The sequence below is a fragment of the Occallatibacter sp. genome, from assembly GCF_049510455.1.
GTDB lineage: Bacteria > Acidobacteriota > Terriglobia > Terriglobales > Acidobacteriaceae > Telmatobacter.
The window spans coordinates 1-11,685 of sequence record NZ_JBEKYX010000122.1 but is presented as its reverse complement, the minus strand read 5'-3'; the positions used below and the strand labels follow the sequence as shown (position 1 = coordinate 11,685).

Genomic DNA, 11,685 nt, shown 5'->3' with positions numbered 1-11,685 from the left:
GCCGATGGGAAGCGCTACTTCCACGAGCATCCGGAGATTACGTCCGATGAGTTCTTTGCCTACGCCGCATCGCTCGCCGAAAAGTACGGCTGGGAGTGGGGCGGACCGATTGCCGGACACCTGATAGGCCATTTCCCTCACGAACGTATTCCGCAGGACAAGGTAACGCTCTACGTGCACCCAAAGAGCACCCTGCGTATGCGCTCCAAGGACGAAAAGGGCCAGAACCGCCACTGGATTCTGGAGATTCACTTCATAGACCGTGAACGCCAAATCGGGGGCTTTTTTGAAGAGCTGCTGACGGTGGATTAAGCGCTTAACTCAAACAAGAGACAGAGCAACCGGTAATCATTTTTTGCTAAGATGGTCACGAGGGTGGCCACATGAAAATCAGCACCGTGCGCGAGTTCCGAGACAACGCCTCGGGGATGCTGCGCGCCAAAGACCCCATTCTTGTGACTCGCCGTGGACGGTTGGCCGGAATCTTTTTTCCGCGGCCTGAGGCCACGCTGCCTGTTGAACTGAAGCGCGAAATGTTTGCCGTATTAAGCGCAGAGGTTGCGCGCCAGGTACAGGCGAGTGGCTCAAGCGAGGAAAAAATTTTGGCCGATTTCTCCGAATGGCGTAAAGAAAAGCGGCAGGCCAAGAATCGCACAATGAGAAAGCCGCGCCGTGAAGCTGGCCGCTGACGCAAATGTTCTGCTGTCGGCTGTAATTGGCGGACGAGCCAGGCTCATTCTCACCCATCCGGCAGTTGAAGAACTAATAACGACTGAAACTGTCTACGCAGAAGTGGAAGAGTACGCATCCATTCTTGGCCGGAAGAAGAAATATACTCCCGAGGCGCTGATGCTGGCCGTAGCTTCGCTGCCTGTTTCGATTGTGAAAAGTGACGTGTATGCCGCCTCCACTCGTGAGGCACGCAAAAGGATTGGCAAGCGCGACCCTGACGATGTGGAACTGCTTGCGCTGGCACTGCATTTCAAAATTCCACTGTGGTCAAATGACAGGGACTTTGAGGGATGCGGCGTGAGCAGCATACGACGGCGGAATTGCTGCGTGATCTAGGGTTTTCCTCAGTCAGTGGAGCAGATTTAGACTAAAGGTTGACCATGCCTAAGCTCTGGGACAATGATCAAGTGGGAGCATTCGATCTTTGCGCTTCCCTTTGCGTTGACGGCGACTCTGCTGGCCGCGCGAGGGCTGCCGAGCCTGCGCACGCTGCTTTTGATTCTGCTCGCCATGGTTTCAGCGCGATCTTGCGCGATGGCCTTTAACCGCTGGGCGGACTCAGACCTTGACGCGGCCAATCCGCGCACCAAGATGCGCGCTATTCCCGCCGGGCTGCTGTCACGGCAGTTTGTATTGGGATTTACCCTGCTGGCCGCGCTGGTCTTTATCCTGGCCGCGGCGGCGCTGAACCGGCTTACGCTGTACCTGGCCCCCGTGGCGCTGGCGGTGCTGCTGGGCTACAGCTACATGAAGCGGGTGACGCGCTGGTCGCACCTGGTGCTGGGGCTGGCGCTGGGCATTGCACCCTCCGCAGCATGGATTGCCGTGCGCGGATCGCTGGACCCGCGAATCATTGTGCTGACCGCGGCGGTGATGCTCTGGGTTGGCGGCTTTGACGTGCTCTATGCCTGCCAGGACTTTGAGCATGACCGGCAGGCGGGACTGTACAGCATTCCGCAGGCGATGGGCGTGAATGCGGCCTTCTGGACGGCACGGCTGATGCATGCCACGATGCTGGGCTTACTGATCTGGTTCGGGCGGCTCTTTCAGTTTCATACTGCGGGATGGATTGGCGTGGCCGCGGTTGGGCTGCTGCTGGGCTATGAACATGCCATTGTTTCACCACGCGATATGCGCCGGCTGAATGCCGCTTTCTTTACAATGAATGGCGTTATCGCTATGGTTTTTCTGGCCTTTGTGGCCGCCGATCTGCTGCTGTGGAGTTGAAGAAATGCCGTACGGAAAGACCCCTGCCGGGGACGGCGAAGGTAACGCAAACTTCAGTGACAACGAATCCGCACTGAAGCTGTGGTATGGTGCGAGAAAGCAGTCCACACAAACTGGCGAAAGTCAGCCAGGCCCGAATCAAAACTCAGGAGAGACACAGGCAGGCATGCAAATCGCCATCCAGGGGGAACCCGGCTCTTTTAGCCACGAGGCTGCGCTGAAGCTGGTGTCCGATGCTGTGATTGTGCCCTTTGCGCTTTCCTCTGAGGTATTTGCGGCGCTGAGCAGGGGCGACGTGGAAGCAGCCGTGGTGCCGATTGAGAACAGCATTGCGGGATCAGTCTCAGAGCACTTTGACCTGCTGCTGGCGCATGACGTGCAGGTGGAGCGCGAGACGCTGCTGCTGATTCGGCATAATCTGATCGGCATTTCCGGCTCGGCGCTGGATCACATTGACCGTGTTTTTTCTCACCCGGTGGCACTGGCGCAATGCAGGCGCTTTCTGGCGGCGCATCCCCGGATGGAGTCGTTTGCGTTTTATGACACGGCAGGCAGCGTGAAGCAGCTTGTACACCTGCGTGACCGGCATGCGGGGGCAATTGCCAGCGAGGCTGCGGCGTACTACTACGGCGCGCAGATTCTGATGGCGAATATCGAGGACAATCCGGAGAACTACACGCGCTTTTTTCTGGTGCGGCGCACATCGAAGGCGGTTTGCCAGCCGGATGCGAACAAGATCAGCCTGGCTTTTTCCGTCGAAAACCGCCCCGGATCGCTGGTGTCAGCGCTGAGTGAGCTAGCCGGATTGAGCACGAACCTGACCAAGATCGAGTCGCGGCCCGTGCAGGGCAAGCCGTGGGAGTACATCTTTTACGTGGATTGCCAGATACTGCACCCCGACGAGGGCGAACGCGCGATTGAGGTGCTCAAGCCGCACTGCGCCATGGTGAAGTCACTGGGATGCTACAAGGAGGCGGAGAAGCCATAAAAACAGAGATCAGGGGTCAGAGATCAGTAAGAACGGCGGATAGTCTCGCTATCCGCCGTTCTTTTTGTTTTGAAAAATGGCATAACGGAAAAAGGGGTCAGAGGCCCGCACTATAAGCGGCTGGTCTCTGACCCCTGATCCCTGATCTCTGATTTAGAAGTGGTACGCCACGCCGACAGTCGGCACGTAGATGTTGAACCACTTGTTGGTGGTCAGGTTCTCAGTGGAGTTGCTGCCCAGGCCGAAGGTGGGCACCTTGGTGACGTAAGCGCGATATTCAGCGCGAATGTCGAAGCTGGGGCTGATTTCATACGCAACTCCGCCGCCGTAGAGCACGCCAATTCCTGTCTGCTGCTTTGCATCCACGTCCGTGCCGAGGTTACGGATAGGAATGAAGATGAGAGCAGTCGGACCGGCTTCAAGAAATGGATTGAACTTCTTGAAAGTAAAGCTGCGGACAAAGGCCCCGGAGATCTCCATGGTACGAGTCTGGATTGGAACCCGAAGTGAGTTGCTGATCAGGTAGGTGTATTGGTTCTGGTAGGTGATGCCGTAGTTAGCTTCAATAGCGCTGTTCGGCGTAAGCATGAACCGATAGCTGGCGAGAACGCCAAGAGCCGCGTTGGAGTGAACCTGAACGTCAGTGGAGCTGGCAATAAACGGCGGAATCAGCCCAATGCCGCTGAGGCTGACATCCTGCCGGCTCTCCTGAGCGCGACCCGCGGCCGCAAAACCGGCCAGCAGGAAAAGTACGAGTACGATCTTCTTCATTCGAACCTGATCCTCATGACTGCCCAACCATCCCGGCTGGCAACAAACTTTTAGGAAATTTCTTTGACCCGGCACACACACCAGAGCCGCTCTCAGCATTGTAAATGGCCGGGGCGGACCGGGAAGCAAAACCAGACATGCTCACGCGTCTTGAGCTTTAGACGTGGCAACAGCAAATCGGTAGGCCGCCCGGAAATGCCGATTCATCCGGCCTTCTCGACGTGGTAATAAAACGGCGGTCCCTGTTGGCGGGCCAGGTCGCGGACCGTACGAAGAAAGGCATGTGCAGCGTGGGAAAGCGTGCCGTGGCGGCGATGGGTCAGACGTAAGATCCGCTTGATGTCGAGCTCGGCAACCGGAATCGCGGCTAGCTCGCCGGTTTCAAGCTCATGCGCAACGGTGAGATGCGGAACAAGTGCAACGCCATTGCCCATGGCGACGAAACGTTTGATGGCCTCGATTGTGGGAAGCTCGATGCCCATGTTCAGCGGCGTGCGATAACGCTGAAATGCCTCAATGACCCGGCGGCGCAGCGGCGAAGTGACGTTATGCGCAATGAAGGTTTCTTTGCCCAGGTCCGCAATGGAGACATTCTGCGCCTTGGCAAGCGGATGGGTGGGGCCGGCTACGAGCACCAGGCTGTCAGTGTAAACGGCAATGGTTTTGAACTGCGCCGGATCGGGCCGGAAAGAGACCATGCCCAGCTCGAAGGTATGCAGGTTCAGCTCGTCAGGAATGTGAGAGGCCAGCATGCGATGCACTGTCACGCTGATCTGCGGATGTGCGCGGCGAAAGGCGTCCATAGCCGGCAGCAGATACGCGCAGGTGTACTCGTTGGCGGCCAGTTGCAGGCGGCCGCGTTCCAGATTTTTCAGCTCATCCAGCGCGCTTGTAGCTTCACGGCGCAGAGCCATCAGCCGCAAGGCGTAGTCACGCAACAGGGCGCCGGCGGCGGTGAGAGAACCGTCGCGAGCTGCGCGGTCAAAGAGAACTTCGCCCACTGCGTCTTCAAGCTTGCGAATCACCTGGCTGATGGCAGGCTGCGTACGGTGCATGCGCGTTGCGGCTCGGGAAAAACTGCGCTCTTCCGCAACGGCGAGAAAGGTTTCAAGCTGGCCCAGATCCATCGCATCTCCTTCGAGCAATAATAAGCAATAATAATCGACTCTCAAAAAATAATAACTTTGCGTTATACACGTTCTTTGCGAGAAACTATTACAAGCCGGAAGAAGGAATTCCGCGACAGGCAGCGCTATGACTCAGAATCATGTAGTTTTTTTCGACACCACATTACGCGACGGCGAGCAGTCTCCCGGCTGCAGCATGACGACCCAGGAAAAGCTAAGCATGGCTCACGCCCTTGAGGATCTGGGCGTGGACGTTCTCGAAGCCGGCTTTGCAGTGGCTTCCGAAGGCGACTTCGCGGCGATTTCGACCATCGCCCAGACCATTCGCAAGCCCAAGATTGCTTCCCTTGCCCGCGCCAAACAGGAAGACATTGAGCTGGCGGGGCGGTCGGTGGAACATGCCGACAGGCCGCGCATTCACGTCTTTCTAGCGTCAAGCGATCTGCATCTCGAATACAAGCTGAAGATCAGCCGGCAGGAGGCACTGGACCGCACCGCGAAGTCCATCCGCCTGGCGCGATCGTTAGTGGAGGATGTGGAGTTCTCGCCGGAAGATTCCACGCGCGCAGACCGCGACTTTCTCGTCGAGATGGTGCGCGTGGCAATTGAGGCCGGCGCAACCACGATCAATATGCCGGACACGGTGGGTTATACAACGCCGGATGAATATGCCAAGATGTTCCGCGAGGTTCGTGAGCGGATTCCCTCCGTCGACGCCGAGAACATCATTCTTTCCGCCCATTGCCATGATGACCTGGGCCTTGCCGTTGCCAACTCTCTTGCGGCCATTCAGGCCGGGGCGCGACAGGTGGAGTGCGCCATCAACGGCATCGGCGAGCGCGCAGGTAATGCGGCTCTCGAAGAAGTTGCCGCGGCGCTTTACGTGCGCAAGGACTACTACGGCGTGGATACAAGCATCCAGCTCAATAAGCTCTATCCCACAAGCGAAGCGCTGGGCCAGATCATCACCTTCAAGCCCTCCCCCAACAAAGCGATCGTTGGCGACAACGCTTTTGCGCATGAGTCCGGCATTCATCAGCATGGAATGCTGGCGAACCCGCTGTGCTACGAGATCATGACGCCTGCCTCTGTTGGTGTAGCAAAGACGAATCTCGTGCTCGGCAAGCACTCAGGCCGCGCGGCTCTTCGCGATCATCTCGAAAAGCTCGGCTTTACGCTCGACCCCGAGGAACTGCAGCAGACCTACCACCGCTTTGTAACTCTGGCTGACCGCAAAAAGAACATCTATGACCAGGACCTGATCAAGATTCTGCCGGATGCGATTCGCGAACGACGCGGAGCATCGGTGGTATAGCTTGATCGGCTCCGTCTAAGCGACAAAAAAGGCGCTGGCCAATCAATCTAACTACAAGAGAGAACGGAAGACGTATGAAGCTGAAGATTCTAATTACGGCGGGCGACGGTATCGGCCCGGAGGTTACAAAAGAAGCTGTTGCGGTGTTGAAGGACGTGGCCGCAGCGGGCGGACATGATTTTGCCTTCGACGAAAAACGCATTGGCGGCGTAGCCATTGAGCAGGACGGTACACCGCTGCCAGAGGAGACACTGAAGGCCGCACTCGCCAGCGACGCTGTTCTTCTCGGCGCAGTAGGCGCAAACAAATTCAATTCCCTGCCTCCGGAGAAGCGGCCCGAGGTAGGTCTTTTAAATATCCGCACAGAGTTGGGCGGCTTTGCGAATCTGCGTCCCGCATTCGCATTCAAAGAGCTAGCAATCAACAGCCCGCTGCGGCCCGAAATCATTGAGGGAGCCGACATTCTCTTTGTCCGCGAACTGCTCGGCGGCCTTTATTTCGGCAAGCCCCGCGAGTGGAACCGCGTGACACGCGAGAGCTGGAACACGATGCGCTATTCGTACGATGAAGTGGCTCGCGTTGCCCGCGTGGCTTTCAAGCTGGCGCAGGGCCGCCGCAAGAAGCTGACCAGCGTGGACAAAGCCAACGTGCTGGAAGTCTCGCAGCTATGGCGCGCAACCGTGGATGAGATTGCAGTTGAGTTTCCCGACGTGACCCTGGAACACCAGCTTGTGGACTCCATGGCGATGCACCTGATGAACCAGCCGCGCAACTATGACGTGGTGCTGACGGAAAACCTGTTTGGCGACATTCTCTCCGACGAATCCGCTGTCATCACCGGATCGCTCGGCATGTTGCCTTCGGCAACCATCGGCGGCAAAGTCAATTTGTACGAGCCGGTTCATGGTTCCGCGCCGGACATTGCCGGCAAGGGGCTGGCGAATCCGTTAGGCGCGATTCTCACCGGCGCGCTGATTCTGCGTTACTCGGCTGGCCTGGAAGCTGAGGCTGCCACGGTTGAGTCCGCAGTCCGCAAGGTGCTGGAGCAGGGCTTCCGCACGCCGGATTTGGTGCGCGCGAACTCTCAGGGCTTTACGGTGCTTTCAACAACAGAGATGGGCGCCAAGGTACGCGAGACCATGAAAACACTCCTCGTCGGCGCATAAGCCCGATGATTTTGCCAATAACGATGGCGGAGAACAAGCACTTGACGGTACGGATGTTCATCTTCGGGATGTTGCTGCCAGCTCTGGGCTGTATATCGCCGTGCGCATCCGCGCAGGTCGCCCACCAACAGCACGCAACAAACGGCAACGACCGGGATGCGGCATGGGTGCGCACATTTGCCGCTGCCGGACCGCCATCCACATCCGGGGCGGGAATCGGCGATGAGGGCCATCTCTTCGGGGATTCGCGGTTCACTGCCTTGCTGAGAGCCTCGTTCCCGCAAAAGCAGTGGTTTTGGTACGACCATTGGAAACTCACGTCTCTGCCGGACACGATCCAGGTTTTTATGGGCGTTCCAGGCAACGAGGTCCTGGATGACAACCGCTATGTCACTCTCGACGGCTGCGTCCCACATGACTGCGATATGAACCGCGGCACTATGTGGATCGATACGGAGCCAAATCCCGCCGTCCTGATCTTCGCCGCAATCAACCCAATCAGCAGCAACAAGCCGCCCTTCAAAAGCCACCTCTGGATTTACTCCAGCAGGAAATTGAATTGGCAGCAAATTCCCGCGCCGTACTTATCGAGCCTGCATCGTTGGCTAGCAACCATCGGAGCTGTCCAGTACATGGGCACAAGCGGGTATCGTTATAACTTTTCTCTGGCTACGGTTGTTCAGCCAAATGGAGTCATGGAAGACCTGGGGCCGGATATCCTCAACCTTCCCGACACCGAATCGAAGTAAACCCTGGAGCAGGATTATGAGTGAACCAAAAACATTATTCGAGAAAGTCTGGGAGCAACACGTCGTTGTCGAGCCGAAGGGCGAGCCGACGATTCTCTACATCGACCTGCAACTAGTGCATGAAGTGACTTCACCGCAGGCATTTGAAGGGCTTCGCCTTGCGGGCCGCCCGGTTCGCCGCCCTGACCGCACCATTGCCACGATTGACCACAACGTCCCGACCACGCTTGAAGGACGGCTGCACATCGTCGATCAGATTGCCGCGAAGCAGATTGCAACGCTGCGTCAGAACTGCGCGGATTTCGGCGTAGAGCTGTATGACGTGGACTCGCCCAACCAGGGCATTGTGCATGTCATCGGACCGGAGCTGGGCATTACCAAGCCCGGCATGACTATTGTCTGCGGCGACTCGCACACTTCAACACATGGCGCATTTGGCGCGTTGGCATTCGGCATCGGCACCAGTGAAGTGGAGCACGTGCTGGCGACGCAGACGCTGCCGCAATCGAAGCCGAAGACCTTCCGCATCTCAGTTGAAGGCAAGCTGCCGCTGGGTGTAACAGCCAAGGACATCATTCTCGCCATCATCGGCAAGATCGGTACGGACGGCGCAACTGGCTACGTGATCGAGTACGCAGGCTCTGCGATTCGCTCGCTCTCAGTGGAAGGCCGCATGACGGTCTGCAACATGAGCATCGAGGCCGGCGCACGCGCAGGCATGATCGCTCCCGATGAGAAGACCTTTGCATATCTCAAGGGCCGGCGCTTTGCTCCACAGGGCGCAGCGTGGGACAAGGCAGTAGAAGAATGGGGCAAGCTGCCTACCGACGACGGCGCGAAATTCGACCGCGAGCTTGTGATTGATGCCGCTGAGTTAGTTCCCTACGTAAGCTGGGGCACAAACCCAGGCATGGTGGCGCCGGTAACGGCAACCATTCCTGACCCCGCAAAAACAGAGAATGAACTTGACCGCAAATCCTTTGAGCGCGCGCTTGAGTACATGGACATTCATGCAGGCACGCCGCTGACGGAGCTTACCATTGACCGCGTCTTTATCGGCTCCTGTACCAACGGCCGCATTGAAGACCTGCGCGCCGCAGCAAAGATCGTTGCCGGCCATAAGGTCTCCTCGCATGTGAGTGCAATGGTTGTGCCGGGCTCGCAACTGGTCAAGGAGCAGGCCGAGCGGGAAGGCCTTGACACCATCTTTAAGGACGCAGGCTTCGACTGGCGCGAGCCGGGCTGTTCCATGTGCCTCGGCATGAACCCGGACATTCTTTCACCGGGCGAGCGCTGCGCCTCCACCAGCAATCGCAACTTTGAAGGCCGCCAGGGCCGCGGTGGTCGCACGCACCTGGTTTCACCGGAGATGGCTGCAGCAGCCGCAATTGCCGGGCACTTTGTCGATATCCGCACTTGGGAAGTGAATGAGGAGGTAACAGCCTAGTATGCAACCGTTCAAAACACTCACATCACTTGCCGCGCCTCTCGACCGCACCAATGTCGATACGGACCAGATCATTCCCAAGCAGTTCTTGAAGCGCATCGAGCGCACCGGCTACGGCGATTTCCTTTTCTTCGACTGGCGTCAGACACCTGACGGCAAGCCCGTAGCCGATTTCGTCCTCAATGACCCACGCTACGCCGGCGCGCACATCTTGATTGCGGGCAAAAACTTCGGCTGCGGATCAAGCCGCGAGCATGCCGCATGGGCGCTCAGCGACTTCGGCTTTCGCTGCGTGATCGCGCCAACCTTTGCCGACATCTTCTTCTCAAACGCCGGCAAGAACGGAATTCTTCTCGTCAAGCTCGGTGAAGAAGAAGTAGAAACTCTGCTCAGCAACGCACAAACGATTCCCGGATATAAGCTCACAGTCTCACTCGAAGACCAGACGCTGACTGACGGTCAGGGATTCTCAGCAAAGTTCGAAGTAGATCCCTTCCGCAAGTATTGTCTGCTGGAAGGATTGGACGACATTGGGCTGACGCTGCGGCATACGGCAGAATTGGACAAGTATGAGACACAACACGATGAAGCTGTGTGGCTGAAGGCCAAATAAAAGGGACACGAATGACCATCGAAGGCAAGCGTCAAAGCATTCCGTTGACTGAAGGACCAAGCCGCGCAGCAGCGCGCTCATATCTGCGCGGCGCAGGATTTAAAAAAGAAGATTTGCATAAGCCGATCATTGGCATTGCGAACACATGGACGGAAATCGGCACCTGCAATGTGCATCTCCGCGAGGTAGCCGAAGCGCTCAAGGAAGGCATTCGCGAAGCAGGCGGCACGCCGATGGAGTTCAACACCATCACCATCTCTGACGGCATCACCATGGGCACGCAGGGCATGAAGGCCTCGCTGGTTTCTCGTGAAGTCATCGCAGATTCCATCGAACTCGTTGCGCGCGGCAATCTCTTCGATGGACTCGTCGGCATCGGCGGCTGCGACAAGAACATGCCCGGCATCATCATGGCGCTATGCCGCCTCGACATTCCCGGCATGATGCTCTACGGCGGCTCCATCATGCCCGGCAAGCTGAACGGAATCGACATCACCATTCAGAATGTCTTTGAAGGCATCGGCTCGCACGCCGCGGGACGCATCGACGATGCAGCCCTTGAGGCTCTGGAAGCAAGTGCCTGCCCCGGTGCAGGCGCATGCGGCGGTCAATTCACCGCAAACACGATGGCAATGTCAGGTGAGATTCTCGGTATCTCGCCAATTCAACTCTCCGGCGTACCGGCAACGGCGAGCGACAAGTACGCAGCAACGCGTGAGTCTGGCCGCATTCTCATGGATGCGGTGCGCGCCAATCGCAGGCCCTCGCAGATCATCACGCGCAAGTCGCTTGAAAACACGATTGCCAGCGTTGCAGCTAGCGGCGGCTCAACGAATGCAGTCCTGCACTTGCTGGCGATTGCCAAAGAGATGAGCATTGAGTTATCCATCGATGACTTCGATGCCATCAGCAAGCGCACTCCTTTCATATGCGACCTGACGCCTGCAGGCAAGTACGTTGCGAAGGATTATCAAGCCGCGGGCGGCTCTCGTCTTCTCGCCAAGCGTCTCATTGAAGCCGGCCACGCCGATGGATATCCATACTTTTGATAGTCCCATCAAGCCAACCGGCGGCCTCGTCATTCTCAAGGGCAATCTCGCGCCTGAGGGCTGCGTGATGAAGATTGCAGCGGCAAACCGCACGGAGCATCGCGGACCAGCGCGTGTCTTCGATTGCGAAGACGACTGCTTTGCAGCGGTGCAGTCCGGCAGGATCAATCCCGGTGACGTGCTGGTGATTCGCTATGAAGGCCCCAAGGGCGGGCCCGGCATGCGCGAAATGCTGCAAGTGACTGCGGCGATCAGCGGCATCCCCGAGCTGAGTTCGACGGTGGCGCTGCTCACCGATGGACGCTTCAGCGGAGCCACACGCGGATTCACTGCAGGACACGTTGCACCGGAAGCATTCGTCGGCGGACCAATCGCAGCAGTGCGCGAAGGCGACACCATTTACTTCGATATCGCCAACCGCAAGCTGACGCTTGAAGTCAGCGACGAAGAAATCGCCGCACGGCTGAAGAGCTTCACTTCGCCCGCGCTTCGCTGGCCAAA

The 11,685-nt window shown here is 57.7% G+C and carries 11 protein-coding genes and 2 pseudogenes; 11 read left to right on the top strand and 2 right to left on the bottom strand.

Annotation, left to right across the window (positions count from 1 at the left end):
- The 5 genes and pseudogenes from ABSG47_RS18440 to pheA all read left to right on the top strand — a co-directional run.
- Nucleotides 1-312: pseudogene (locus ABSG47_RS18440) on the top strand (M24 family metallopeptidase); the annotation flags it as partial.
- Nucleotides 313-383: 71 nt separating this feature from the next.
- Complete coding sequence (locus tag ABSG47_RS18435; RefSeq protein WP_424171247.1) at nucleotides 384-689, top strand: hypothetical protein; 306 nt, start codon at nucleotides 384-386, stop codon at nucleotides 687-689.
- A complete protein-coding gene (locus tag ABSG47_RS18430; protein WP_424171245.1) occupies nucleotides 673-1,068 on the top strand; it encodes a PIN domain-containing protein in 396 nt (131 codons plus the stop codon). The genes ABSG47_RS18435 and ABSG47_RS18430 overlap by 17 nt, the downstream gene beginning before the upstream one ends.
- A gap of 63 nt (nucleotides 1,069-1,131) precedes the next feature.
- A complete protein-coding gene (locus ABSG47_RS18425) occupies nucleotides 1,132-1,959 on the top strand; it encodes a UbiA-like polyprenyltransferase (RefSeq protein ID WP_424171243.1) in 828 nt (275 codons plus the stop codon).
- 4 nt (nucleotides 1,960-1,963) lie between these two features.
- Entirely contained in the window at nucleotides 1,964-2,947 is a 984-nt protein-coding gene (gene pheA / locus ABSG47_RS18420; protein WP_424171241.1) for a prephenate dehydratase, read from the top strand.
- 153 nt (nucleotides 2,948-3,100) lie between these two features.
- Here the strand turns inward: pheA and ABSG47_RS18415 are convergent, their stop codons facing one another.
- Both ABSG47_RS18415 and ABSG47_RS18410 read right to left on the bottom strand, forming a co-directional pair.
- Nucleotides 3,101-3,718, bottom strand: coding sequence for an outer membrane beta-barrel protein (locus ABSG47_RS18415; RefSeq protein WP_424171239.1), 618 nt, complete (start codon nucleotides 3,716-3,718; stop codon nucleotides 3,101-3,103).
- Between the two features lie 203 nt (nucleotides 3,719-3,921).
- Nucleotides 3,922-4,845: a LysR family transcriptional regulator gene (locus ABSG47_RS18410; RefSeq protein WP_424171237.1), complete on the bottom strand. Its 924-nt coding sequence runs from the start codon at nucleotides 4,843-4,845 to the stop codon at nucleotides 3,922-3,924.
- Between the two features lie 127 nt (nucleotides 4,846-4,972).
- Here ABSG47_RS18410 and ABSG47_RS18405 point away from each other — a divergent pair, with 127 nt between their 5' ends.
- The 6 genes and pseudogenes from ABSG47_RS18405 to ABSG47_RS18380 all read left to right on the top strand — a co-directional run.
- Nucleotides 4,973-6,160 (top strand): 2-isopropylmalate synthase, encoded by a 1,188-nt coding sequence (locus ABSG47_RS18405; RefSeq protein WP_424171235.1) that lies wholly within the window; start codon nucleotides 4,973-4,975, stop codon nucleotides 6,158-6,160.
- Between the two features lie 74 nt (nucleotides 6,161-6,234).
- Nucleotides 6,235-7,326, top strand: a complete 1,092-nt coding sequence (gene leuB, locus ABSG47_RS18400; RefSeq protein WP_424171233.1) for a 3-isopropylmalate dehydrogenase — start codon at nucleotides 6,235-6,237, stop codon at nucleotides 7,324-7,326.
- Between the two features lie 5 nt (nucleotides 7,327-7,331).
- A complete protein-coding gene (locus ABSG47_RS18395; RefSeq protein WP_424171231.1) occupies nucleotides 7,332-8,075 on the top strand; it encodes an Ivy family c-type lysozyme inhibitor in 744 nt (247 codons plus the stop codon).
- 16 nt (nucleotides 8,076-8,091) lie between these two features.
- Nucleotides 8,092-9,522, top strand: a complete 1,431-nt coding sequence (gene leuC / locus ABSG47_RS18390; protein WP_424171229.1) for a 3-isopropylmalate dehydratase large subunit — start codon at nucleotides 8,092-8,094, stop codon at nucleotides 9,520-9,522.
- A gap of 1 nt (nucleotide 9,523) precedes the next feature.
- Complete coding sequence (gene leuD, locus ABSG47_RS18385; RefSeq protein WP_424171227.1) at nucleotides 9,524-10,135, top strand: 3-isopropylmalate dehydratase small subunit; 612 nt, start codon at nucleotides 9,524-9,526, stop codon at nucleotides 10,133-10,135.
- An 11-nt stretch (nucleotides 10,136-10,146) separates the two neighbouring features.
- Nucleotides 10,147-11,685: pseudogene (locus ABSG47_RS18380) on the top strand (dihydroxy-acid dehydratase domain-containing protein); the annotation flags it as partial.

Excerpts from the sequence above, each read along its gene's own strand:
- ABSG47_RS18435 (WP_424171247.1), top strand. The coding sequence starts at position 384 with ATGAAAATCAGCACCGTGCGCGAGTTCCGAGACAACGCCTCGGGGATG.
- ABSG47_RS18425 (WP_424171243.1), top strand. The coding sequence starts at position 1,132 with ATGATCAAGTGGGAGCATTCGATCTTTGCGCTTCCCTTTGCGTTGACG.
- pheA (WP_424171241.1), top strand. The coding sequence starts at position 1,964 with ATGCCGTACGGAAAGACCCCTGCCGGGGACGGCGAAGGTAACGCAAAC.
- ABSG47_RS18415 (WP_424171239.1), bottom strand. The coding sequence starts at position 3,718 with ATGAAGAAGATCGTACTCGTACTTTTCCTGCTGGCCGGTTTTGCGGCC.
- ABSG47_RS18410 (WP_424171237.1), bottom strand. The coding sequence starts at position 4,845 with ATGGATCTGGGCCAGCTTGAAACCTTTCTCGCCGTTGCGGAAGAGCGC.
- ABSG47_RS18405 (WP_424171235.1), top strand. The coding sequence starts at position 4,973 with ATGACTCAGAATCATGTAGTTTTTTTCGACACCACATTACGCGACGGC.
- leuB (WP_424171233.1), top strand. The coding sequence starts at position 6,235 with ATGAAGCTGAAGATTCTAATTACGGCGGGCGACGGTATCGGCCCGGAG.
- ABSG47_RS18395 (WP_424171231.1), top strand. The coding sequence starts at position 7,332 with ATGATTTTGCCAATAACGATGGCGGAGAACAAGCACTTGACGGTACGG.
- leuC (WP_424171229.1), top strand. The coding sequence starts at position 8,092 with ATGAGTGAACCAAAAACATTATTCGAGAAAGTCTGGGAGCAACACGTC.
- leuD (WP_424171227.1), top strand. The coding sequence starts at position 9,524 with ATGCAACCGTTCAAAACACTCACATCACTTGCCGCGCCTCTCGACCGC.